At 70.0% G+C, this 21,928-nt stretch carries 21 protein-coding genes; 2 read left to right on the forward strand and 19 right to left on the reverse strand.

The window, feature by feature from the left end; all coding sequences use genetic code 11:
- Positions 1-362: 362 nt before the first annotated feature.
- From DRV85_RS10240 to DRV85_RS10305, 14 genes are all read right to left on the reverse strand, one after another.
- Entirely contained in the window at positions 363-1,124 is a 762-nt protein-coding gene (locus DRV85_RS10240; RefSeq protein ID WP_233495466.1) for a LuxR family transcriptional regulator, read from the reverse strand.
- Positions 1,121-1,567: a type II 3-dehydroquinate dehydratase gene (aroQ, locus tag DRV85_RS10245; protein ID WP_113289362.1), complete on the reverse strand. Its 447-nt coding sequence runs from the start codon at positions 1,565-1,567 to the stop codon at positions 1,121-1,123. The genes DRV85_RS10240 and aroQ overlap by 4 nt, the downstream gene beginning before the upstream one ends.
- Positions 1,568-1,775: 208 nt before the next feature.
- Positions 1,776-3,068, reverse strand: coding sequence for an NAD(P)/FAD-dependent oxidoreductase (locus DRV85_RS10250; RefSeq protein ID WP_113289363.1), 1,293 nt, complete (start codon positions 3,066-3,068; stop codon positions 1,776-1,778).
- Between the two features lie 92 nt (positions 3,069-3,160).
- Positions 3,161-3,850, reverse strand: coding sequence for a phosphate regulon transcriptional regulator PhoB (gene phoB / locus DRV85_RS10255; RefSeq protein ID WP_113289506.1), 690 nt, complete (start codon positions 3,848-3,850; stop codon positions 3,161-3,163).
- A 4-nt stretch (positions 3,851-3,854) separates the two neighbouring features.
- Positions 3,855-4,592: a phosphate signaling complex protein PhoU gene (gene phoU, locus DRV85_RS10260; protein ID WP_113289507.1), complete on the reverse strand. Its 738-nt coding sequence runs from the start codon at positions 4,590-4,592 to the stop codon at positions 3,855-3,857.
- Positions 4,593-4,600: 8 nt separating this feature from the next.
- Complete coding sequence (pstB, locus tag DRV85_RS10265; RefSeq protein ID WP_113289364.1) at positions 4,601-5,401, reverse strand: phosphate ABC transporter ATP-binding protein PstB; 801 nt, start codon at positions 5,399-5,401, stop codon at positions 4,601-4,603.
- Positions 5,402-5,413: 12 nt separating this feature from the next.
- Positions 5,414-6,775 carry a phosphate ABC transporter permease PstA gene (gene pstA / locus DRV85_RS10270; RefSeq protein WP_113289365.1) on the reverse strand — a complete coding sequence of 454 codons (1,362 nt, stop codon included), beginning with the start codon at positions 6,773-6,775 and terminating at the stop codon, positions 5,414-5,416.
- Positions 6,772-8,235: a phosphate ABC transporter permease subunit PstC gene (gene pstC, locus DRV85_RS10275; RefSeq protein WP_113289366.1), complete on the reverse strand. Its 1,464-nt coding sequence runs from the start codon at positions 8,233-8,235 to the stop codon at positions 6,772-6,774. The genes pstA and pstC overlap by 4 nt, the downstream gene beginning before the upstream one ends.
- An 87-nt stretch (positions 8,236-8,322) precedes the next feature.
- Positions 8,323-9,363, reverse strand: a complete 1,041-nt coding sequence (locus tag DRV85_RS10280; RefSeq protein WP_113289367.1) for a substrate-binding domain-containing protein — start codon at positions 9,361-9,363, stop codon at positions 8,323-8,325.
- Between the two features lie 176 nt (positions 9,364-9,539).
- Positions 9,540-10,598 carry an ATP-binding protein gene (locus tag DRV85_RS10285; protein ID WP_113289368.1) on the reverse strand — a complete coding sequence of 353 codons (1,059 nt, stop codon included), beginning with the start codon at positions 10,596-10,598 and terminating at the stop codon, positions 9,540-9,542.
- A gap of 96 nt (positions 10,599-10,694) precedes the next feature.
- Positions 10,695-11,879, reverse strand: coding sequence for a trans-sulfuration enzyme family protein (locus DRV85_RS10290; RefSeq protein ID WP_113289369.1), 1,185 nt, complete (start codon positions 11,877-11,879; stop codon positions 10,695-10,697).
- Between the two features lie 113 nt (positions 11,880-11,992).
- Positions 11,993-12,514: a gamma carbonic anhydrase family protein gene (locus tag DRV85_RS10295; protein WP_113289370.1), complete on the reverse strand. Its 522-nt coding sequence runs from the start codon at positions 12,512-12,514 to the stop codon at positions 11,993-11,995.
- Positions 12,511-13,152 carry a guanylate kinase gene (gene gmk, locus DRV85_RS10300; RefSeq protein ID WP_113289371.1) on the reverse strand — a complete coding sequence of 214 codons (642 nt, stop codon included), beginning with the start codon at positions 13,150-13,152 and terminating at the stop codon, positions 12,511-12,513. The genes DRV85_RS10295 and gmk overlap by 4 nt, the downstream gene beginning before the upstream one ends.
- A gap of 5 nt (positions 13,153-13,157) precedes the next feature.
- Positions 13,158-14,045 carry a YicC/YloC family endoribonuclease gene (locus DRV85_RS10305; protein ID WP_113289372.1) on the reverse strand — a complete coding sequence of 296 codons (888 nt, stop codon included), beginning with the start codon at positions 14,043-14,045 and terminating at the stop codon, positions 13,158-13,160.
- Positions 14,046-14,321: 276 nt separating this feature from the next.
- Between DRV85_RS10305 and DRV85_RS10310 the strand changes: the two genes are divergently transcribed.
- Entirely contained in the window at positions 14,322-14,957 is a 636-nt protein-coding gene (locus DRV85_RS10310; protein ID WP_233495467.1) for a PAS domain-containing protein, read from the forward strand.
- Positions 14,958-14,965: 8 nt separating this feature from the next.
- On the opposite strand, the gene DRV85_RS10315 is transcribed toward DRV85_RS10310, so the two are convergent.
- From DRV85_RS10315 to DRV85_RS10330, 4 genes are all read right to left on the reverse strand, one after another.
- Positions 14,966-16,336 carry a class II 3-deoxy-7-phosphoheptulonate synthase gene (locus tag DRV85_RS10315; RefSeq protein WP_113289374.1) on the reverse strand — a complete coding sequence of 457 codons (1,371 nt, stop codon included), beginning with the start codon at positions 16,334-16,336 and terminating at the stop codon, positions 14,966-14,968.
- Positions 16,337-16,573: 237 nt separating this feature from the next.
- Positions 16,574-17,524 carry a lipoyl synthase gene (gene lipA / locus DRV85_RS10320; protein ID WP_113289375.1) on the reverse strand — a complete coding sequence of 317 codons (951 nt, stop codon included), beginning with the start codon at positions 17,522-17,524 and terminating at the stop codon, positions 16,574-16,576.
- Positions 17,525-17,660: 136 nt separating this feature from the next.
- Positions 17,661-18,605, reverse strand: coding sequence for a hydrogen peroxide-inducible genes activator (locus DRV85_RS10325; RefSeq protein WP_113289376.1), 945 nt, complete (start codon positions 18,603-18,605; stop codon positions 17,661-17,663).
- Positions 18,606-18,715: 110 nt separating this feature from the next.
- Positions 18,716-19,723 carry a DUF6456 domain-containing protein gene (locus DRV85_RS10330; RefSeq protein ID WP_113289377.1) on the reverse strand — a complete coding sequence of 336 codons (1,008 nt, stop codon included), beginning with the start codon at positions 19,721-19,723 and terminating at the stop codon, positions 18,716-18,718.
- Between the two features lie 236 nt (positions 19,724-19,959).
- On the opposite strand from DRV85_RS10330, the gene DRV85_RS10335 reads away from it, so the two are divergent.
- Positions 19,960-20,295, forward strand: a complete 336-nt coding sequence (locus DRV85_RS10335; protein ID WP_113289378.1) for a DUF6477 family protein — start codon at positions 19,960-19,962, stop codon at positions 20,293-20,295.
- On the opposite strand, the gene DRV85_RS10340 is transcribed toward DRV85_RS10335, so the two are convergent.
- Entirely contained in the window at positions 20,250-21,794 is a 1,545-nt protein-coding gene (locus DRV85_RS10340; protein ID WP_113289508.1) for a trimethylamine methyltransferase family protein, read from the reverse strand. The genes DRV85_RS10335 and DRV85_RS10340 overlap by 46 nt on opposite strands.
- Positions 21,795-21,928: the final 134 nt, after the last annotated feature.

Consider the following 21,928-nt stretch of genomic DNA (forward strand, 5'->3'; position numbering starts at 1 on the left):
GACCCGCCGTCCGCCGCCCGGCGGGGGCCGTGAAAAGCGAAACGGTGCCGCCGGGAAGCGGCACCGTTTCCAAGACCGGTCCCAATTTTGGGGATGAGGCGGGACCGATCCTTGTCTCGAAGTCGCCTCCGTGCGACGGAGAGGACTTCCCCCGAGGGCCCCCGGGGCGGGAACCGCAGCGCCCCGAAATCACGGAGATGCGGCCCCCTTCACGTTCCCGGCTGGAAAACATCAGCCACCACTCACGGAACTCGTATATTCAAGCACGAATGTTGCCCTGACGGAAGTCGGGAAATCCTTACCTTGCGGTTAAAACTCTCTGATTCTCTGTGGTCCGCCAGCCGCTTCCGAGGCCGCCGGCGTCAGGCGCCAAGGACGAAGACCTGGTTCTGGAAGGCGGCCTTGAGCACGGCCTGTGCGGTCGTGTCGGCATCCAGGGCCTCGCGCGCCAGCCGCAGGTGCTTTTCGACCGTCGCGGGGGTCAGGCCGAGGATCTTGGCGATGTCCTGGACGTGCTTGCCCTCGCCGGCCCAGCCCAGGACCTCCCGTTGACGCAGGGTCAGCTTGCGGCCCGCGAAGCTCTTGGGAAGGGTCAGGATTTTGAGGTGCGCGATGTCGTTCATCAGGGCGAGATCGGCGCCATGCTCGGCCCAGATCTGGTCGACGTCCTGCTGGCTCACGCCCGCCCGGGCGGTCAGCGCGATCGCGCCTTTCGAGCGCCAGCTGGCGGCCCTGAAACTGACCGTGTAACCGGCGGTGATGCCCATCGAGCGATTGAATTCCATCACGCGGCGCGCGGCGGCCGTCAGCGCCCCGCGCGCCTGCATCTCGGACAGGATCGACCAGCTGCACGCTCCCTCGTTCTCCAGCGCCCAATGCACCATCGGCGCGTCGAAATAGAGCCCTTCGCCGATGAAGACGTCCGTATAGGCCCGGTCGTGATTCGTAAGTAGAACGAAATCCGCCGGATCGCCGAGTGATTCGCGGCTGCGGTAGTAGGTGAAACCGTAGAGAAGCCGGTCGAAGCCGTAGTCGGCCATCTTCGCGCAATGCATCGCCCAGAGCTCCTCGACGCTCTTCGCCTCGACGAGCGCGGTGAGATAATCACGCAGCATGTCGCTCATGCGCTTTGCGACTCCCAGTGCAGGCGCAGCGCATCGAGCGCGAGAAGGTAGCTCGCCGCGCCGAAACCCGCGATCTGTCCCAGCACCGCCGGCGCGATGCAGGAGTGGTGGCGGAAGGCTTCGCGCGCGTGGACGTTCGACAGGTGCACCTCGATCACCGGCAACGGCACCGAGGCGATCGCGTCATGCAGGGCAACCGACGTATGCGTGTAGGCGCCGGCGTTGAGCAGGATCCCGTCGGCGGTCTCCGCCGCGCCGTGAATCGCGTCGATCAGCGCGCCTTCGTGGTTGCTCTGCAGCGTGTCGATCTCGATGCCGTGCGTCGCGCCGTGCGCGCGGCACATCCGCTCGATCTCGGCCAGCGTGACGCGACCATAGACATCCGGCTCCCGCTGCCCGAGGCGGTTGAGGTTCGGACCGTTGAGGATCAGGACGCGCGGCATGCAGGCTCCGGATTTGCTGAACTGCTGCTTAGCCACGGTCTGCACGATCTGTCCAGCACGCGACCGCCCGAAGCGGGCGGCGGGCCAAGGCTGCGGCAGAAGTCCCACGCAGCCGACGGCATTTGCCGGTGGCTCCGACCGCCGCCGGGCACATCCATATTTAACATAATATTGATTATGCGACTTATGGACTTCGGTGACCGAGCCTTCAGCGCGCCGCCAAGAGATGCCAGGCCGCCGCCCCCGCATCGTAGATCGCGCTGCGCAGACCCGGCGTCCGGTCTGCATAGGCATCGCGCGGCGCCAGCGGCAGCGCATCGGGTCGGTCCTCGAGCAGCGCCTCGGCCGCCGCGCGCCCGAGCACCGTGCCCGGCGCGATCCCGCGGCCCGAGTAGCCGAAGACGGCGAGCGCGTTCCGGCCGGTCCGCAGCACCTTCGGCGCGTGATCGTCTGTAACGGCGATGCGGCCGGTCCATTCATGCGCGAAGGACACACCCGCGAGCGCCGGAAAAAGCGCAGCCAGTTTGCGCCGCGCCCAGCCAAGGTGCAGGCGACGCGCCAGGCCCTCGGGCCGCCCCATGCCGCCCAGGATCAGGCGGCCGGCCGCATCCCGGCGGAAGGCGGTCATCACGGTCCCCGTATCCCATGCGCCTTCGCCTGCGGGCAGAATCTCCGCGATCCGATCCTCGGGCAGCGGCTCGGTGGCGAGCTGGAAGAAGTGCAGCGTCGCCACCCGCGGCAGCGCGCCGCCGCGCGGCGGGCGATGATAGCCGTTCGTGGCGAAGAGAAGATGCCGCGCCCGGACCCGGCCACCCGATCCCGTGACAAGCCGCCAGATGCCGTTTTCGTATTCGGTTTCGGTGACTTGCGCACCTTCGTGAAGGCGCGCGCCGGCCTCGGCCGCCGCTCGGGCCAGACCCCGCGCATAAGCCAGCGGCTGGATCGTGCCCGCCCGCGCGTCATGCAGCGCGCCGTGCACGGCGGCGCTGCCCGTCCGGGCCTGGGCCTCCGATGCGTCGAGCAGCGTGACCGGCGCGCCTGCCGCACGCCCCTGGTCGTGGCGCCGGCGCAGGTCGGCCATGGCGGCGGGGGCATGCGCGCAGTGCAGCGTTCCGGCGCGCGTCGGTTCGCAGGCGATGCCGTGCCGTTCGACAAGCTCGAAGACCCGATCCGGCCCCTGCCCCAGCGCCGCGTTCAGCGCCCTGCCCTCCGTCTCGCCGAGCGCGGCGACGATATCCTCGGGCGGCAGCCAGAGGCCGGCGTTGACCAGCCCGACGTTGCGGCCCGACCCGCCGGCGCCGATGCGCTCGGCTTCCAGAAGCACGACCCGCGCCCCACCTTCCGCGGCGTGCAGCGCGGCGGAGAGTCCCGTGTATCCGCCCCCGATGACCGCGAGATCGGCCGATATGTCGTCCTCGAGCGGCGGCGCCGAGAAGCGCTCGACCGCGCTGCTTTCCCACAGGTTCGTCACCGCGCCCTCCGGCCGCTGTCCGCAGGGCATCAGAGCACTCCAATGGTGGACGCTGCAAGGGCTCGATGCGTGCAAGAGTCCGACGTCAGAAGTGCGGCATAACGCGCTGATTCAAGAGCATTTCAGCCGAGCGCGTAACCCGCGCCGCGCACGGTGCGCAAAGGGTCGCTCCCCCCGTGCTGGCACAGCGCCTTGCGCAGCCGCCCGATATGCACGTCGACCGTGCGGGTATCCACATAGATGTCCCGCCCCCAGACCCGGTCGAGCAACTGTTCGCGCGTCCAGACGCGGCCCGGCTTCTCCATGAAGGTGGCCAGCAGACGGAATTCGGTCGGGCCGAGCTTGAGCGGCTGTTCCGCGCGAAAGACCTTATGAGTCTCGGAGTCGAGCAGAATGTCCTCGTAGACCAGTTGCTGGCCGACCGCTGCGGGCCGGGTTCGGCGGAGCTGCGCCCGCACGCGCGCCATCAGTTCGACCACCGAATAGGGCTTCACGACGTAGTCGTCCGCCCCCGTCTCGAGCCCGCGGACGCGGTCAACCTCCTCGGTACGCGCCGAGAGCATGATGATCGGCACGCCGCGCGTCTCGGGCCGCGACTTGATCTGCCGGCAGACCTCGATGCCGGAGACATTGGGCAGCATCCAGTCGAGCACGACCAGATCGGGCGCCTCCTCGTCGACCAGCAGCAGGGCCTCTTCGCCGTTGACGGCATGGGCGACGCGGAAGCCTTCCGCCTCGAGATTGTAGGCGAGCACCTCGCGCTGCGCGTGCTCGTCCTCGACCACCAGAACGACAGGCTGATCGGCCGCCATGATCTCAGTCTCCGGCCTCGTCGACATCGGGAGAAAGCTTCGGGTCGAGCGAGGTCTTGTCGGCCTTGGGTCGCTGCTCGCGCGGGGTTTCGCCGCTGACGAGGAAGATGACCTGCTCGGCGATCGAGGTGACGTGATCGCCCATGCGCTCGATGTTCTTGGCGATGAAATGCAGATGCATGCAGGCCGTGATGTTGCGCGGATCCTCCATCATGAAGGTGAGGAACTCGCGGAAGGTGGCGTTGTACATCTGGTCCACGTCCGCGTCGCGCTGGATCACGTCCTGCGCCAGGCGTTCGTCGCGCTGAATGTAGGCGTCGAGCGCGTCCTTGAGCATCAGCTCGACCTCGCGCGCCATGCGCCGCAGCGCGGCGGGCGCGCCGGGGATGGTCTGCATCTGGATCAGCACACCGGTGCGCTTGGCCATGTTCTTGGACAGGTCGCCGATCCGCTCGAGGTTGCCGGCGATCTTCATCACCGACAGGATCATGCGCAGATCGACCGCCGTGGGCGCGCGCAGCGCGATCAGGCGCGCCGTCTCCTCGTTGATCTGCTCCTCGAGATCGTCGATGACGATGTCGCCCTGGCGCACCTCTTCGGCCAGGGCCTCGTCGCGCATCTCGAGCGAACTGGCCGACTTCTGGATCGCGGATTCGACCAGACCGCCCATCTTCATGATGCGTGCCTGAATGGCCTCGAGATCCCGGTCGTAGACCGAGAGGATGTGGGGGGATTCTTGCATGTCGCTGGTCATCCGATCCGGCCGGTGATGTAGCTTTCGGTCCTCGGATCTTCGGGGTTGGTGAAGATCTTCGAGGTGTCGTCGTATTCCACCAGGTTGCCGAGGTGGAAAAAGGCGGTCTTCTGGCTGACGCGCGCGGCCTGCTGCATCGAGTGGGTCACGATCACCACGGCATAGTTGCGCCGCAGCTCGTCGATGAGCTCCTCGATCTGGCTCGTCGCGATGGGATCGAGGGCCGAGGCCGGCTCGTCCATCAGAAGCACCTCGGGCTCGGTGGCCACGGCGCGCGCGATGCACAGCCGCTGCTGCTGCCCGCCCGAAAGCCCGGTGCCGGGCGCGCTCATCCGGTCCTTGACCTCGTCCCAGAGCGCGGCGCGGCGCAGCGCGCGCTCGACGATCTCGTCGAGATCCGCCCTGTTCTTGGCCATGCCGTGAATTCTCGGCCCGTAGGCGACATTGTCGTAGATCGACTTCGGGAAGGGGTTGGGCTTCTGGAAGACCATGCCGACCCGGGCGCGCAGCTGCACCGGATCCACCTTCTTGTCGTAGATGTTCTCGCCATCGAGCAGGATCTCGCCCTCGACGCGGGCGACGTCGATGGTGTCGTTCATCCGGTTGAGGCATCGCAGGAAGGTGGACTTGCCGCAGCCCGAGGGGCCGATAAAGGCGGTCACCGTCTTGTCTTCGATGTCCACGTCCACGTCTTTTATGGCGTGCGTGTCGCCGTAATAGACCTGCACGTTGCGGGACGAGATCTTGATGTCGTGCTGCTGCAAGGCTTGCTCCGCTGCGGTTGGGGCGTCGTACATCTGTCTAGCTCCTTACCAGCGGCGCTCAAAGCGGCGGCGAAGAATGATGGCGATGATGTTCATGGTCATGAGGAACGCCAGCAGCACGATGATCCCGCCCCAGGCCCGCTCGTAGAAGGCCGGGTCCGCGCGCTTGGCCCATTCGTAGATCTGCGCGGGCATCGCCGAGTTGGGGTCCAGAAAGCCCGCTGCAACCCCGTCGGGATAGTTCGAGGCGATGAATCCCACCATGCCGATCAGCAGGAGCGGCGCGGTCTCGCCCAGAGCCTGCGCGAGGCCGATGATCGTGCCGGTGAGAATCCCCGGCATCGCGAGCGGCAGGACGTGATGGAACACCGACTGCATCTTGGAGGCCCCGACCCCAAGCGCCGCGTCGCGGATCGAGGGCGGCACCGCCTTGAGCGAGGCCCGCGTCGAGATGATGATCGTGGGCAGCGTCATCAGGGTCAGCACGAGCCCCCCCACCAGCGGCGCCGACTGCGGCAGGTGCATGAACTGGATGAAGACGGCGAGCCCCAGGATGCCGAAGACGATCGAGGGCACCGCGGCCAGGTTCGAGATGTTGACCTCGATGAAGTCCGTGATCCGGTTCTGCGGCGCGAACTCCTCGAGGTAGATCGAGGCGGCCACCCCGATCGGCAGCGCGAGGATCAGCACCACGAGCATCATGAAGAAGCTGCCGATCATGCTCACCCCCATCCCCGCCTGCTCGGGCCGGTTGTCCGAGGCGTCCGTGCCGGTGATGAAGGACAGGTTGAACTGCTTGCCCATCGTGCCCGCCTCGTTCATCGCGTCGGCGAGGTCGAGGTGCGCCGCGTCGATGAAGCGGTCGCGCGCGATGCTGTCGCGCGTCACGCGGCCCTTGAAGTAGCCGTCCACCCGGCTGCTCGCCAGAAGGTCGAACTCGACCGTCTCGCCCAGGCGGTCGGGGTTCTCGAGCACGAAGCTGCGCACCGTCGTCGCCGCCCCGTCCGAAAGCAGCGGGGCCATCGCGGGTTCGGGCAGCGGCGTCTCGATCCCGAGGGACTGCACCTTCTCGTAAACGGCCTCGTTGAGCAGCGGCTTGTAGCCGAAGGTGGTGACGCCGCGCATCTCCTCGGGATCGCGGTTGCCCTCGGGGTCCAGCCGCTCGGGGTCGAGATAGACGGGCACCTGCACGAAGGTCTGCTGGAAGGCGCTCAACCCGTTGAAGAGGATCGAGCCCAGCAGCAGCAGAAGGAACAGCAGGCCCACGCTGATCGCGACGATCCCGTAGAGGCGGAAGCGCGCCTCGGCCGCGTTGCGGCGGCGCGTGCGCTCGTCGACCTCGAGCAGCGAGCGGCGCTTGCCGCCGGCGGCGGGCGCCGCGGGGGCGGGGGCCGTTGCGTCGGTCATTCGTACTGCTCCCGGTATTTGCGCACGATGTAGAGGGCGAGCACGTTCAGGCAGAGCGTGATGACGAAGAGCGTCATTCCCAGCGCGAAGGCCACCAGCACCTCGGGCGAAGAGAAGTCCGCGTCGCCGGTGAGCTGGCTCACGATCTTCGCGGTGACGGTCGTCATCGCCTCGAACGGGTTGAGCGAGAGCCGCGCCGCCGCCCCTGCCCCGAAGACCACGATCATGGTCTCGCCGATGGCCCGCGAGGCGGCGAGCAGGATCGCCCCCACGATGCCCGGCAGCGCGGCGGGCAGGATCACCTGGCGCACAGTCTCGGACTGCGTGGCGCCCAGCCCGTAAGAGCCGTCGCGCATCGCCTGCGGCACCGCGTTGATGATGTCGTCGGAGAGCGAGCTGACGAAGGGGATCAGCATGATGCCCATGACCAGCCCCGCGGTCATCACCGAGCTGGCCGACTGCATCCAGCCCACCGTGTCGTCGCCGAAGACCGATTGCAGGAAGGGCCCGACCGTCAGCAGGGCGAAGAGACCGTAGACGATGGTCGGGATGCCGGCGAGCACCTCCAGCAGAGGCTTGGCGAAGGCGCGCACCGGCTTGGGCGCGTACTCCGACAGATAGACCGCCGAGAAGAGCCCGATGGGCACCGCCACCGCCAGCGCGATCAGCGAGATGTAGAAGGTGCCCCACAGAAGCGGGATCACGCCCAGCTCGGAGCCGCCGCCGAAGCTGGGGCTCCAGGTGAGGCCGAAGAAGAAGTCGTCGATCGGATAGAGCCGGAAGAACTCCACCGTGTTGAAGATCAGCGACAGCACGATCCCCAGCGTCGTCAGGATCGCGATGGACGCGGCGAGAAAGAGGATCGCCAGGACACCGCTTTCCACCACGTTGCGCGCGCGGAAGTCCTTGTCGGTGCGCATCAGCGCCGTGGCGAAGCCTCCGCCCGCGAGCAGCAGGACCACGACCGACATCCAGAAACTGCCGCTCGCTGTCATCGAGCGATAGACCTGCGCCGCGCGCAGCGTCGAGGCGCTGACCTCCTGCCCCAGCGCCACGCCGATCTCGCCCAGGCGCGCGCGGATATCCGTGAACTCGGCGCGGATCGAAGCCGCCTCTTCCTCGGTCAGCGCGCCCTGCTCCACCGCGGCGTCGAGGCCCGCGGCCACGCGGCGCACGTCGCTCATCACGAGGCTGAGCTCGCCCGCCCCCTGCGCCGCGCGCTCGGGGATCATGTCGGCGACCGTGTCGTTGATGATCAGCGGCTGGATCAGCAGCCAGGCGATCATGACGAAAAAGGCGGGCACGAGGGTCATCAGCGCGACGTTCGTGCCGTAGTAGCTGGGCAGCGAGTGCAGGTAGCGGCTGTCGCCTGCGACGCTGCGCAACGCGCGCGTCCGGCCGAGCCAGTAGCCCAGGACCGCGAGCCCCAGCACCGTCAGGACAAGCCAGAAGACGTCCATGATCGCTCCGTCCAATCCGGTCCCGGGTCTTGGCCGCGCCCGGGCGCGGGATGGGGGGCGGCGCTGCGGCCGCCCCCGCTCAGGCGATTACATGCTCTCGCCCATGGTCACTTCGTTGGCGACCTTCTCCTGGGTGGCGCCCAGTTCCGGGTCCGACACGAGGCCGTACTGCGCGAGCGGGCCGTAGGGGCCGGCGATCTCGTCCGAGACGAAGAACTGCGCATAGTCCTTGAGCCCCGGGATCACGCCGATATGCGCCTTCTTAATGTAGAAGAAGAGCGGGCGCGACACGGGGTATTCGCCGCTGGCGATGGTGTCCACGGTGGGCTCGACGCCGCCCATGGTGGCGACCTTCAGCTTGTCGGTGTTGTTCTCGTAGAACGCGAGGCCGAAGACGCCGATGCCCTCGGGGTTGGCGTCGATGCGCGCGAGCGTCTCGGTGTAGTCGCCGTCGATGTCCACGGCCTTGCCGTCGGCGCGCACCGCCATGCAGGCGTCCTCGATGGCGTCCTCATCCATGCCCATCTCTTCCATGGCGGCCATCGCGCCGGTGTCCTCGCAGCCCTGCAGCAGGACCTTCTCCTCGAAGACCTCGCGCGTGCCGTGCTTGGTGCCCGGGATGTAGGCCGCGATCTCGACGTCCGGCAGATCGGCGTTCACGTCGGCCCAGGTGTCGTTCGGGTTCTCGACCATCTCGCCGTCCATCGGCATTTCGGCGGCCATGGCGCGGTACCAGTCGGCGGGTTCGAAGGCGTTGAAGGCCGGGCCGTCGATCTGGCTGGCGAAGACGATGCCGTCATAGCCGATGCGAACCTCGATGATGTCGGTCACGCCGTTCTCGGCGCAGGTCTCGATCTCGCCCTCGCGGATGGCGCGGCTGGCGTTGGCGATGTCGATGGTGTTCTCGCCCACGCCCTCGCAGAAGCGCTTGAGACCGGCCGAGGAGCCGCCCGATTCGACGACCGGGGTCGGGTATTCGAAGTTCTCGCCGAAGGCCTCCGCCACGATCGAGGCATAGGGCAGCACGGTCGAGGAACCGGCGATCTGCACGTTGTCGCGCGCGGCGGCGGCAGAGGCCGAAACGGCGGCGATCGCCAGCGCGGAGGCGGACAGTTTCACGAAGGTCATGGAATACTCCCAGGTTCGGTTTCGGATCGCGGCAGCTGCGATCTCCGCCTGCCGCCTATGCGGCCCCGGCAATGCTTTTGTGACAGTGATGTAACAGTTTCATGACAGCCCGGGATTCTCAACGATTCCGCGCAGGCTCTCGCGACGTAAGACGCCGCGACCAGTCGCGCCGGGCCTCAGTCCACGGGCAGAATCACGCTGAAGGTGGTGCCCTCGCCCGGCGTGCTGTCGATTCGCAGCCGCCCGCGATGCCGGTTGACGATGTGCTTGACGATGGCGAGCCCCAGGCCCGTGCCCCCCATCTCGCGCGAGCGGTGGCTGTCCACGCGATAGAACCGCTCCGTCAGCCGAGGCAGGTGGATCTCTGCGATCCCCGGCCCCGTGTCGGCCACGCGCACGCAGACCCCCGTCGCGCGCAACCGCGGCTCGTAGGCCGGCGGCTGCATCGACAGCCGCACCGTGCAGCCCCGCCCGCCGTACTTGATCGCGTTCTCGATCAGGTTGGTGAAGACCTGCCGCAACTGGTCCGCGTCGCCCGGCACCTCGGGCCCCTCCTGCCCCTCCGGCAGCTCGTCGCGCAGATCCACCCCCGCCTCGGCGGCCAGCGGCGCCAGCCCGTTCAGCGTCGAACGCAGCAGACTGCCCAGGGCCACACGCTCCGAGGGACGAACCCGCTCGTCCGCCTCCACCCGGCTCAGCGACAGCAGATCGCCCACCAGTCGGTTCATCCGCCCTGCCTCGGCCTCCATGATCGCGAGGAACCGGGCCTGCGCCTCGGGATCCTGCCGCGCCGGGCCCTTGAGCGTCTCGATGAAGCCCATCAGCGCCGTGAGCGGCGTGCGCAGCTCGTGGCTGACGTTGGCGACGAAGTCGCGGCGCATCCGCCCCGCCTTCTCCACCGGGGTCACGTCCTCGAAGCAGACCAGCACGCCGCGCCCCTGCATCGCCCCCTCGCGCAGGAGCGCGGGCGCCACCGTCACGCGAAAGGCCACGTCCTGCCCGCGATCGTTCGTCAGGAACTCCGCCTGCCGCGTCCCCCCGTCCCGCAGGCTGGCCTCGATCGCGTCGAGCAGCGCGGGCTGGCGCAGGGCCGTGATGAAATGCCGCCCCTCGAGCCCCGCGCCCAGAAGACGCGTGGCGGCCGGATTGGCCGCCTCGATCCGCTCGTTCGCGCCGATCGCCACGGCCGGCATCGGCAGCGCGGCAAGAAGCGAAGCGACGACAGGCTGCGACATGCGGTCCTCGGCGGCGGCGCGCCGCCCTCCGTCGGGCCGAAGGCCCAGGCTACGGCGCCGTTAGATTTCAGAGCCCGGAGCGCTTGTAAAGCGGCCTCACGCCGCCGCCGCGGCCTCCGCGCCCCGCAGCAGGGCCCCGGCGAGCGCCTCGGGCGCCTCCAGCCCCACCGACAGACGGAAGGTGCCCTCCGAGATCCCCAAAGCCGCGCGCCCCTCTGGCGTGAGGCCGCGGTGCGACGAGCTCGCCGGGTGCGACAGGGTGCTGCCCGCGTCGCCCAGCGTGGGCGCCATCGGCAGCCCGGCGTCGCCGGCCGCGCGCGCGAAGGCGTTGGCCGCGGCGCGCCCGCCGGCGATCTCGAAGGTCACCATGTTGCAGAACCGCCCCGCGAGCAGCGCCGCGGCGCGCAGGCCGTCGGGATGATCCGCACGCCCCGGATAGAGCACGCGGGTCACGCCGGGCATCCCCTCGATGCGGTCGGAAAGCGCCGCCGCGGTGGCCTCCGCCCGGTCATAGCGCAGCTCGAAGGTGAGAAGCCCGCGCTCGGCCAGCCAGCAGTCGAAGGGACTGGCCGTGAGTCCCAGCGTCACGGCGAAGCTCTCCATTCGCTCCGCCAGGCCCGCATCGCGCGCCCCCACCCAGCCCAGCGTGGCGTCGGCATGCCCCGCGAGCAGCTTCGTCACCGAATGGATCACTATGTCCGCGCCATGTTCGAAGGGCCGGAGCGCGCGCGGCGTGGTGAAAGTGTTGTCCACCGCCAGCAACACGCCGCGCGCCCGCGCCGCGATCCCCTCCAGATCGGCGACCCGCAGCATCGGGTTCGACACGGTCTCGATCAGGATCATCCGCGTCTCGGGCCGGAGCGCCGCGGCCAGCGCCTCCGCGCGGGTGGCGTCGGCGAGGCTGACCTCGACGCCGATCCGCGGCAGCTCCTCCCGCAGCATCCGCAGCGACCGCCCGTAAAGCTGGTCGCTGCCCACCACATGGTCGCCCGCCTTCAGAAGACCCATCAGCGCCGCCGCCACGGCGGCCATGCCCGAGCCGGTGACGATCCCGGCGTCGCAGCCCTCCATCGCTGCGATCCGCGCGGCCAGCGCCGCGGCGTTCGGATGCCCCTCCCGCGCATAGGTGTGACCCTCCGCGCGTCCCTCGTACTGCGCGTCGAGCGCATCCGGCGTCTGTGCCGCATAGACCACCGAGGGCTGGATCGGCGCCGCCACCGGCGCGCTCACCCCCGTGGTCACCGGAAACGGCCGCATCAGCCCCGGTCTCTGTTCCGCCATCCCACACCTGCCCGGGCCCGCCCGGTCCTTCTTCTTGGATCGAAATATCCTCGGGGGGTGAGGCGGCGAAAGCCGCCGAGGGGGGCAGACAGCCCCCCTGCCCTGCGCGCCCTTCACACCGCCGTCAGGCCCGCCCGATAACGCCGCATGTTCTCCTGGTAATGCCGCGCGGACCACCGCAGCCCCTCGATGGCCGCGTCGTCCAGCGCCCGCACCACCTTGCCCGGCGCGCCCATCACCAGGCTGCCGTCGGGGATCTCCTTGCCTTCGGTGATCAGCGCACCCGCCCCGATCAGGCAGTTCCTGCCGATCCTGGCCCCGTTGAGCACGATGGCGCCCATGCCGATCAGCGCGTTCTCCCCGATCGTGCAGCCGTGCAGCATGACCTTGTGCCCGATGGTGCAGCCCGGCCCGATCACCAGCGGATAGCCCATGTCGGTGTGGGCGACGCAGTTCTCCTGCAGGTTGCTGCCCGCGCCCACGGTGATCGGCTCGTTGTCGCCCCGCAGCGTGCAGCCGAACCAGACCGAGGCGCCCTCTTCCAGGATCACGCGGCCGATCAGGTTGGCGTCGGGGGCGACCCAGGTGTCCTCGGCGATCTCGGGGGCGATGCCGTCCAGTGCGTAGAGCGTCATGTCGTCTCCTCGAATTCGGCCTGCAGGCGCCGGACATGTTCGGTCAGCCCCGGCTGCTGGAGCCGGCGCAGGCGGGTGGCGGTCACGATCACGCGCAGCTTCTCCTCGGTCGCGTCGAGATCGTCGTTGACGAGCACGAAGTCGTAGCCGTCCCAGTGGCTGATCTCGTCCCAGCTGCGCTGCATCCGCTTGGCGATCGTCTCGGGCGCGTCCTTGGCGCGCGTCTCGAGCCGGCGCCGCAACTCGCGGATCGAGGGCGGCAGCAGGAAGATCGACAGCGTATGCACGCCGAGCGCCGAGTTGCGGATCTGCTGCGCGCCCTGCCAGTCGATGTCGAAGAGCACGTCGCGGCCCGCGTCGATCGCCGCCTCGACGGGCGCGCGGGGCGAGCCGTAGAAATGGCCGAAGACATGCGCGTGCTCGAGCATCTCGCCCTGCGCCACCTGGGCCTTGAACGCGCCCTCATCCATGAAGCGGTAATCCTGGCCGTCCACCTCGCCCGCGCGCGGCGGCCGCGTCGTGGCGGAGACCGAAAACACGATCGAGGGATCCCAGTCGCGCAGGCGCCGCGCCAGCGTGGACTTGCCCGCGCCCGAGGGCGAGGAGAGGATGATCAGAAGGCCGCGCCGCGTCGCCATGTCGCTCACTCCACGTTCTGAACCTGCTCGCGCATCCGGTCCACCGCCGCCTTGATCTCCAGCCCGATCCGCGTGAGCGCCGTGTCGCCGGACTTCGAGCAGAGCGTGTTGGCCTCGCGGTTGAACTCCTGGCTGAGGAAGTCGAGCTTGCGGCCGACGGGCCCGCCCGCGTCGAGCAGCGCCCGCGCCGCTTCGACATGCGCGGCGAGCCGGTCGAGTTCCTCGGTCACGTCCGACTTCACCGCGATCAGCGCGAGCTCCTGCGCGATGCGCGTCTCGTCGATCTCCGCGGCGCCGCGCAGCCGCGCGAGCGCCGCCCGCAGCGCCTCGGCCGCCGCCGCCTCGCGGTCCCCGGCCGCAGCGGCGGCCTCGCCCGTCAGCCGCTCGACGAGGTCGATCTCGCGCCGGATCGCCGCGTCGAGCGTCCGGCCTTCGGATGCCCGCATGGCGAGGAAGTCCTCGAGCAGCGGCTCGAAATCCGCGATCAGCGCCGCGCGCAGCGCGGCCGCATCCGCCGTGCCGCCGCCCTCGGTCAGCACGCCGCGCATCGCCATCAGGTCGGTGGCGCGCACCGGCGCGAGATCGAGGCCCTGCGCCGCCGCGCGCGCCTGCACCGCGCCGACGGCGCGCAGGACCGCGTCGAGGCGGCCGGCGTCGAGATCGACCGCCTCGGCCTCCGCCCTGCGCTCGAGGCGCAGGTTGAGCGTGAGGCTGCCGCGGCTCGCCACCTCCTGCAGCCGGGCGCGCAGGGCCGCTTCCAGCCCCTCGATGCCCTCGGGCAGGCGCAGCCTCAGGTCGAGACCGCGCCCGTTCACCGCCCGCAAGTCCCAGCTCCAGGCCTGCCCGTGCGCCGCGCCCTTCCCGGCGGCGAACGCCGTCATCGACCGGATCACCAGATCCCTCCCTCTCCCGACCGGGCCAGCTATGCCATCCGAAGCCGCCGGGGCAACCCCTCGCGGTTAACCAGACCTTCCGAATTCCTTTTCAATTCGGTGCGAAGCCTGCGAAATTAATCCGCGGGTAACCATTGTGAAAGAAACCTTGAGGCGCGGCCTGCAAGCCGCGCTCCGAGGTCTGGGGGCGTCCGGAACGGAGGCGAGGCCATGCCGGAGCGGGCTGGTGCAGGGGAGCGCAACGCACAGAGGCAGTCCATCGGAAAGGTGATCCAGATGGCGCGGTTCAGGGAGGCGCGGCGATTCCGCGCCCAAAGACTGGTGGAAAGTTACTGGGAGGCGCTGCGCGACGGCGGGTCGGTGCCTGCACGCGGCGACGTGGACCCGCGCGGCATCGAGGACGCGCTGGAATACGCCTTCATCCTCGAGCGCATCTCGCCGCGCCACGGCCGTCTGCGCATCGCGGGGCGGCATCTTTGCGACCTCGCGGGCGCCGAGGTGCGCGGCATGCCGCTCTCCGTGCTCTTCGAGGCGCAGAGCCGCGACGCGCTCGGCGAGGCGCTCCGGGAGGTTCTGGAGCGCCCTGCGGTGGCCGAACTCGCCCTCTCTGCGCCCGCGGGTCTGGGGCGGCACGCGCTGGAGGGGCGGCTTCTTCTGCTGCCCCTGCGCAGCGATGCGGGCGAGATCAGCCGCGCGCTGGGCTGCCTGGAGACCGAGGGGCGGATCGGCCGCACGCCGCGGCGGCTCTCGATCCTCGAGACCCACCTGCGGCCGCTCCCCGGAGTCGCCGAGAAGGCGCCCGCCCCCGCCGCGCAGGGCTTCGCGGAGCCCGCGCGCCCCTTCGACGTCGCCGATCGCCGCGCGCACAAGGCCCCGCATCTGCGGGTGGTCGTCTCGAACACGGACGACTGAGCGGGGCCTCAGACGGCCCTGGTGCTCCGGGCCGGGTCGCGCAGCTGCGTGAGCTCCTCCGAGACGAGGAAGGCGAGTTCCAGCGCCTGGCTCGCGTTCAGCCGCGGGTCGCAGGCGGTGTGATAGCGCGAATGCAGGTCGGCCTCGGTCACCGCGCGCACCCCGCCGGTGCATTCGGTCACGTCCTGTCCCGTCATCTCGAAATGCACGCCGCCGGGGATCGTGCCCTCGGCCGCGTGGACGGCGAAGAACTCGCGCACCTCGCGCAGCACCGCATCGAAGGGCCGTGTCTTGTAGCCGCTGTCGGACTTGATGGTGTTGCCGTGCATCGGGTCGCAGACCCAGAGCACCTCGGCGCCCTCCTCCTCGACCGCGCGGATGAGCTTCGGCAGGTGCTCGCCCGCCTTGCCCGCGCCGAAGCGCGCGATCAGCGTGAGCCGCCCGGCCTCGTTCTCGGGGTTGAGGAGCGCGAGGAGGCGCTTGAGGTCGTCCACTTCCATGCTCGGCCCGCACTTGAGGCCGATGGGATTCAGCACGCCGCGCGCGAATTCGACATGCGCGCCGTCGGGCTGGCGCGTGCGGTCGCCGATCCAGATCATGTGCCCCGAGCCCGCCAGCCACTTGCCGGAGGTCGAATCCTGCCGGCAGAGCGCCTCCTCGTATTCCAGCAGCAGCGCCTCGTGGCTGGTGTAGAACTCAACCGTCTGCAGGGAATGCGCCTGATCGCCGGTCACGCCGGCCGCCTTGATGAAATCGAGCGTGTCGGAAATCCGCGACGCCATCGCGCGGTAGCGCGCGGCCTTCTCGCCCTCGGTGAAGCCCAGCGTCCACTGGTGCACCTGATGCACGTCGGCATAGCCGCCCGTCGAGAAGGCGCGCAGCAGGTTCAGCGTGGCGGCGGCCTGGGTGTAGGCCTGCAGCATGCGCCGCGGGTCGGGCAGACGCGCCTCCGGCGTGAAGGCCAGGTCGTTGATGATGTCGCCGCGATAGGCGGGCAGCTCCACCCCGTCCATCACCTCGACCGGGGACGAGCGCGGCTTGGCGAACTGGCCCGCCATGCGCCCCACTTTCACGACGGGCACCTTGGCGGCATAGGTCAGCACCACCGCCATCTGCAGCATTACCTTGAAGGTGTCGCGGATGGTGTCGGCGCTGAACTGGTCGAAGCTCTCCGCGCAGTCGCCGCCCTGCAGCAGAAAGGCCTCGCCCCGCGCGGCCTCGCCCAGATGCTGCTTGAGCCGGCGCGCCTCGCCCGCGAAGACGAGCGGCGGATACTTGGCGAGCTGCGCCTCGGCGGCCGTCAAGGCCTCTGCATCCGGCCAGTCCGGCATCTGCACCCGCGGCTTCGTCCGCCAGCCCGACTTTACCCACTCCGTCATCGTCACTCTCCTGCGGCTCGGACTTCCTGCTTACCGCGGGGCAGCGCGCGTTTCCAGAAGGGAATTGCCCATCGCGCGGCCCTGCGCCGCCGACGCTTCGGGTCACCCACGCCAAGGCGTGCGCGCCCCGTCAGGGCTCCGCGCCCGCGGCGCAGCCCCGACGGCCACTCTTTCAATGGTCCTCAAATACCCATCTCGCCGCCGCGCGCCGCGCGCGCGGCGGCCGCAGCGCGCGCCTCAGCCGCCCGCGAGCGCGCGGTGCCGGTTCTCGCGCAGACGCTCGAAATCCTCGCCGGCATGGTAGCTCGACCGCGTGAGCGGCGTGGCCGAGACCATGAGGAACCCCTTGCCCCAGGCGGCCTTCTCGTAGGCGGCGAATTCCTCGGGGGTGACGTAGCGGTCCACCGCGTGGTGCTTGGACGTCGGCTGAAGGTATTGCCCGATGGTAAGGAAATCGACGTCGGCCGAGCGCATGTCGTCCATCACCTGCAGCACCTGCGGCCGGGTCTCGCCCAGCCCCACCATCAGGCCGGACTTGGTGAAGATCGCCGGATCCAGCTCCTTGACCCGCTGGAGCAGGCGCAGCGAGTGGAAGTAGCGCGCACCCGGCCGCACCTCGGTGTAGAGGGCCGGCACCGTCTCGAGGTTGTGGTTGAAGACATCCGGCTTCGCCGCGACCACGGTCTCCAGCGCCTCGGGGCCGCAGCGCAGGAAGTCCGGCGTCAGGATCTCGATGGTGGTTCCCGGCGCGCGATGGCGGATGGCGCGGATGGTCTGCGCGAAATGCGCGGCGCCGCCGTCCTCGAGGTCGTCGCGGTCCACGCTCGTGATCACCACGTGATTGAGGCCGAGCTTCTGCACCGCATCCGCGACGCGCCCGGGCTCGAAGACGTCCAGCGCGTCGGGCCGGCCGGTGGCCACGTTGCAGAAGGTGCAGCCGCGGGTGCAGATCTCGCCCATGATCATCATGGTGGCGTGTCCCTGCGCCCAGCACTCGCCCACGTTGGGGCAGCCCGCCTCCTCGCAGACGGTGGTGAGCCGATGTTCACGCACCACGTCGCGGGTGGCCTTGTAGCCAGGGCTCGCCGGGGCCTTGACCCGGATCCAGTCGGGCTTGCGCAGGCGTGGCGTGTCGGGCCGGTGGGCCTTTTCCGGGTGGCGGAGGGTGGGGTCGCTGAGATCGCGCATGGGCTGCAGGGCTCCTGTCGTGCTCGACCTTTCATCTAGCACGCGGGACCAGGGCCGTCACGGGCTCCGCGTGCATCTCCGCCATGACGCCATGACGCGGCGGGCAGCGCACCCGATCCAGGCGGATGGATCGGCGTCACGCCGCGCGATTCGGCGCGATCCGTCCGTGTGCCGCGACAAGCGCCGCCCGCCCGGCCTCCGACAGCAGCGCGGCGAGTTCGCCGGTCGCCTCCGGGTCGAGGCTGCCGCGCCGCTGCACGAGCCCGACGGTGCGCGCCGGCTCCGGCGCGGAGAAGCGGCGCAGCTCCATCTCCGGCACCGCGCGGCATTCGGCCTCGGCCGCGAGCTCGGGGATCAGCGTCAGCCCGAAGCCCGCGCCCACCAGCCGGCAGAGCGTGGCCAGCGAAGACGCCCCCATGTTGATCTGCGCATGCCCTCGCGAGCGGCCGCAGAGCTCGAGCGCCTGGTCGGTCAGGCAGTGGCCGTCCTCGAGCAGCAGCAGTTGCCCGTCACCGAGGCCCTCCGGCCGCAAGCCCGCGCCGTCGTCCAGCGCCGCGAGACGCGCGCGGCTCCCGGCGAGCAGGAAGCGGTCCTCGAAGAGCGGATGCGCCTCCATCCCCTCCGCTTCCGCCGGCAGCGCCATCACCGCCACGTCCAGCGCGCCGGTCCTCAGCGCCTCGAGCAGTTGCGCGGTCTTGCCCTCCTGCACCTGCACGTCGAGCGCGATGTCGCGGGCGCGCAGCCGCGCCAGCGCCTCGGGCAGGATATAGGGCGCGATCGTCGGGATCACGCCGAGGCGCAGCTGCCCGCCGAGGCCGTCGCGCCAACGCGCCGCCAGCGCCAGCCCCTCGACCGCGGAGAGCACGCGCTGCGCATGGGCGAGGATCACCCGGCCGAAGGGCGTGAGCACCAGTTCCCGCGTCTGGCGCTCGACCAGCGGCGCGCCCAGGGTGCGCTCGAGTTCGCGGATCTGCACCGACAGCGCGGGCTGACTGACATGCACCGCCTCGGCGGCGCGCCCGAAATTGCGATGCTCGGCGAGCGCCTTGAAATAGGCGAGCTGGCGAAGCGTGAAATTCATAAGATTAGACTATCATTTCCACCGCCCGCTGCAAGGCAAGGCTATGCCCGAGCGACGGGAGAAGGCGGCGGCCCGCGTCCTGCCATGGCCCGGACCCGCGCCCCGCGGCGTCACCCGATCAGCGGCCCCCCCGGCCCCAGCGTTTCGTCGTAGTGACGCCGCAGCCGCTGCAGCGCGATGCGCAGCACGATCTTGCCCGAGCGCGCCGACCAGCCCATGCGCTTCTCGGCGGTCTCCAGCCCCTCCAGGTAGCAGCAGCACCGCAAGGCCACGTCGCCCAGCCCCGGCCCGAGATCCGCCAGTGCGGCGGCGAGGCGCGCGCGGGCCGCGCCGGGCCCGCTCACGGCCCCGTCGCCCGGCCAACCGCCCGCGACGCCGCCGGTCAGGAAACGCGACCAGTCCTGCCCCTGCCGCCCGTCGAGCTGTGCGAGCTCGAAGTCCTCGCGCAGCCGCTCGCCGGCGGCGACCAGCGCGTCCGAGAGGAAGGGACGCCCCTGCCCGTCGCGCCGCCGCGCAAGCGCCTGAATCGGCGCCTCGGCCGGACCGTAGCGCGGCGTGCGCGGCCGGGCGGGCGCATCCTCGAAGGGTGCCGCCGCCTCGGCCATCCCGACCGGCGGCGCAGCCTGCCGGGCCAGCGCCGCGCGGCCCGCGCCGGTGATGGCATATTGCGCCACGCGGCCCGTCTTCCGGCAGGCGATCCAGTCCTTGAGCGCCATCGCCTGGGCCATCGCGGCGTCCAGCACCGCCGTGCGCACCTGGGTGCCCGCGCCGGTCTCGCGCACGACCACGGCTTTCTGCATGCCGTCCGCGACCGCCAGCACCGCCCCCGGTTCGGACAGCCGGCGCAGCACGCGCAGCGCCTCCGGGTCGAGACGCTCCGGCAGCGCCGCGCCCTCGCGCCGGCTCAGCCGCCGCAACGCCGCGTCCACCAGCGGGTCGTCGCGGCGCGCCTCCATCCGGCGGATCTGACGCATCACCGTCGAGGCATGACAGCCCGCCACGCGCGCGAGCTGGCGTATCGTCAGTCCCGCCTCGGTATGCTGGACGTAATGCCGCACAGCGGTCGGCAGCCAGTCGGGCATGCCTGCCGCGACGGCGCAGAGCTCATGCTTCCCCATTGCCCCTCCCCTGGGCGCGCCCGCCTGGTCGGGCCGGCCTATCCACAGAGTTGTCCACAACCTATGCGCGAAGTTGTTACCCAAATGTAAACAATCTGCGCGCTCGTTCATTCTTGTTTCCAAATGATAAACAACTGTCAGCCCTGCGCGCGCCGCTCGCGGCGGAACGCAACACAGGCTCAGGTTGTGAGAGGCTGCCCCTGCACAGGCACCCACCAGACCGGGGACAGACGACCATGCAGGATCTCCAGACCCGCCTCGCTGCGCTGCGCCGTCCCGCGTTGCTCATCCGCGCGGCGCGGCACGGCCAGGCCGACTATCGCCGCGAACAGCATCTGCCGCGGCTGCTGGGCCAGGAGGCGCCGCCGCCACACGGGGCAGCGGCGCTCAGGCTCATGGAGATGGAGGCGGAGCTCGACGCGCGCCGGCGGGCGGACGACGCCGCCTGGTCGGCCGCGCGCCACGTCGAGGTGCTGATCGCGCTGATGGCCGAGGCGCGGCTGCTGCGCGCGGGCGCGCCGGGCGTTCAGGAGAAGGCGTCGGGCATCTCGGCCTTGCGCTGCGCGACATAGGCCTCGAGCTCTTCCGCCACGGCGGGGTCGAGCGGCGGCGCCTCATATTGCGCCAGCAGTTTCTCGACGCGCGCCGCCGCGAGCGTCTGCGTGTCGCGCGCGCCCTCCTCGTCCCAGGTCTCGAACGGCTTGTAGTCGAGCAGATCGCTGCGCCAGAAGGCCGACTTGAAGAACTCCTGCGTGTGCGCGCAGCCGAGGTAGTGGCCGCTGGGGCCGACCTCGCGGATGGCGTCCATCGCCTGCGCCTTGAGGTCGGTGGGCACGCCCGCCGCCATCTTGTGCAGCGCGCCCAGCTGATCGGCGTCCATCACGAACTTCTCCATCGAGGCGACCAGCCCGCCCTCCAGCCAGCCGCAGGAATGCAGCATGAAGTTCACGCCCCCGAGCAACGCAGCGTTGAGCGTGTTGGCCGTCTCGTAGGCCGCCTGCGCGTCGGGGAGCTTGGAGCCGCAGAGCGCGCCGCCCGAGCGGAAGGGCAGATTCATCCGCCGCGCGAGCTGACCTGCGCCATAGAGGATCTGGCTCGCCTCCGGCGTGCCGAAGGTGGGCGCGCCCGAGTTCATGTCGATCGAGGTGACGAAGGCGCCGAAGATCACCGGCGCGCCCGCGCGGACGAGCTGGGCATAGGCCACGCCGGCCATCACCTCGGCCAGCACCTGCGTGAGCGTGCCGGCGACCGAGACGGGCGCCATCGCGCCGCCCACCACGAAGGGCGAGACGATGCAGGCCTGGCCCGCCGCGGCATAGACCTCGAGCGCGCCCATCATCACGTCGTCGAAGGTGAGCGGCGAGTTGACGTTGACGAGCGAGGTCATCACGGTGTTCGCCTGAACGGTCTCGGCGCCGAACAGGATCTCGCACATCCGCACGCAGTCCTCGGCGCGCGAGGGCTCGGTCACCGAGCCCATGAAGGGCTTGTCCGAGAGCGTGACATGCGCCAGCAGCATGTCGAGATGGCGCTTGTTCACGGGGATGTCGGTGGGCTCGCAGACCGTGCCGCCCGAGTGATGCAGCCACTTCGACATGTAGCCGAGCTTCACGAAGTTGCGGAAATCCTCCATCGTGGCGTAGCGCCGCCCGCCTGCGGCCGAGCGCACGAAGGGCGGCCCGTAGACCGGCGCGCAGACCATCGTATCGCCGCCGATCTCGACCGACTTCTCCGGGTTCCGCGCCAGCTGCGTGAAGCGCGCAGGGGCCTGCGCGCAAAGCTGCCGCGCCAGCCCGCGGGGAATGCGCACCCGCTCGCCCTGCACGTCCGCGCCGGCCGCCCGCCAGCGCTCCAGCGCGGCCGGGTTCTGCACGAAATTGACGCCGATCTCCTCGAGCACCGTCTCCGCGTTGGCCTCGATGATCTCCAGCGCCTCGGCGTTGAGAATGTCGAAGACGGGGATGTTGCGCTCGATGAAGCGCGCCGTCTCGACGCGATGCGCCGTGCGCTCGGCACGCCGCGCCGCGCCGCCGCCCGTCCGTGCCCGCCTGCGGCCCGCCGCTTCGCCCATCTCGCACCTCGCGCTGTCTGGTTCCGGTGCGAAGCTGTCTAACGCGCCGCCGCGCGGCTTCTGCGACGATTTGCGGCCATCCTCGTCCGAAAGCGACATGACCCGCGCGGTCCTCCCGCTCCTTCTTCTTGGGC

The sequence above is a fragment of the Rhodosalinus halophilus genome (assembly GCF_003298775.1).
Classification (GTDB): domain Bacteria; phylum Pseudomonadota; class Alphaproteobacteria; order Rhodobacterales; family Rhodobacteraceae; genus Rhodosalinus; species Rhodosalinus halophilus.

Bases quoted from the DNA above. Each gene is read 5' to 3' on its own strand.
- DRV85_RS10240 (WP_233495466.1), bottom strand. From the start codon at position 1,124: ATGAGCGACATGCTGCGTGATTATCTCACCGCGCTCGTCGAGGCGAAG.
- aroQ (WP_113289362.1), bottom strand. From the start codon at position 1,567: ATGCCGCGCGTCCTGATCCTCAACGGTCCGAACCTCAACCGCCTCGGG.
- DRV85_RS10250 (WP_113289363.1), bottom strand. From the start codon at position 3,068: ATGCCCTGCGGACAGCGGCCGGAGGGCGCGGTGACGAACCTGTGGGAA.
- phoB (WP_113289506.1), bottom strand. From the start codon at position 3,850: ATGGCGGCCGATCAGCCTGTCGTTCTGGTGGTCGAGGACGAGCACGCG.
- phoU (WP_113289507.1), bottom strand. From the start codon at position 4,592: ATGCAAGAATCCCCCCACATCCTCTCGGTCTACGACCGGGATCTCGAG.
- pstB (WP_113289364.1), bottom strand. From the start codon at position 5,401: ATGTACGACGCCCCAACCGCAGCGGAGCAAGCCTTGCAGCAGCACGAC.
- pstA (WP_113289365.1), bottom strand. From the start codon at position 6,775: ATGACCGACGCAACGGCCCCCGCCCCCGCGGCGCCCGCCGCCGGCGGC.
- pstC (WP_113289366.1), bottom strand. From the start codon at position 8,235: ATGGACGTCTTCTGGCTTGTCCTGACGGTGCTGGGGCTCGCGGTCCTG.
- DRV85_RS10280 (WP_113289367.1), bottom strand. From the start codon at position 9,363: ATGACCTTCGTGAAACTGTCCGCCTCCGCGCTGGCGATCGCCGCCGTT.
- DRV85_RS10285 (WP_113289368.1), bottom strand. From the start codon at position 10,598: ATGTCGCAGCCTGTCGTCGCTTCGCTTCTTGCCGCGCTGCCGATGCCG.
- DRV85_RS10290 (WP_113289369.1), bottom strand. From the start codon at position 11,879: ATGGCGGAACAGAGACCGGGGCTGATGCGGCCGTTTCCGGTGACCACG.
- DRV85_RS10295 (WP_113289370.1), bottom strand. From the start codon at position 12,514: ATGACGCTCTACGCACTGGACGGCATCGCCCCCGAGATCGCCGAGGAC.
- gmk (WP_113289371.1), bottom strand. From the start codon at position 13,152: ATGGCGACGCGGCGCGGCCTTCTGATCATCCTCTCCTCGCCCTCGGGC.
- DRV85_RS10310 (WP_233495467.1), top strand. From the start codon at position 14,322: ATGGCGCGGTTCAGGGAGGCGCGGCGATTCCGCGCCCAAAGACTGGTG.
- DRV85_RS10315 (WP_113289374.1), bottom strand. From the start codon at position 16,336: ATGACGGAGTGGGTAAAGTCGGGCTGGCGGACGAAGCCGCGGGTGCAG.
- lipA (WP_113289375.1), bottom strand. From the start codon at position 17,524: ATGCGCGATCTCAGCGACCCCACCCTCCGCCACCCGGAAAAGGCCCAC.
- DRV85_RS10325 (WP_113289376.1), bottom strand. From the start codon at position 18,605: ATGAATTTCACGCTTCGCCAGCTCGCCTATTTCAAGGCGCTCGCCGAG.
- DRV85_RS10330 (WP_113289377.1), bottom strand. From the start codon at position 19,723: ATGGGGAAGCATGAGCTCTGCGCCGTCGCGGCAGGCATGCCCGACTGG.
- DRV85_RS10335 (WP_113289378.1), top strand. From the start codon at position 19,960: ATGCAGGATCTCCAGACCCGCCTCGCTGCGCTGCGCCGTCCCGCGTTG.
- DRV85_RS10340 (WP_113289508.1), bottom strand. From the start codon at position 21,794: ATGGGCGAAGCGGCGGGCCGCAGGCGGGCACGGACGGGCGGCGGCGCG.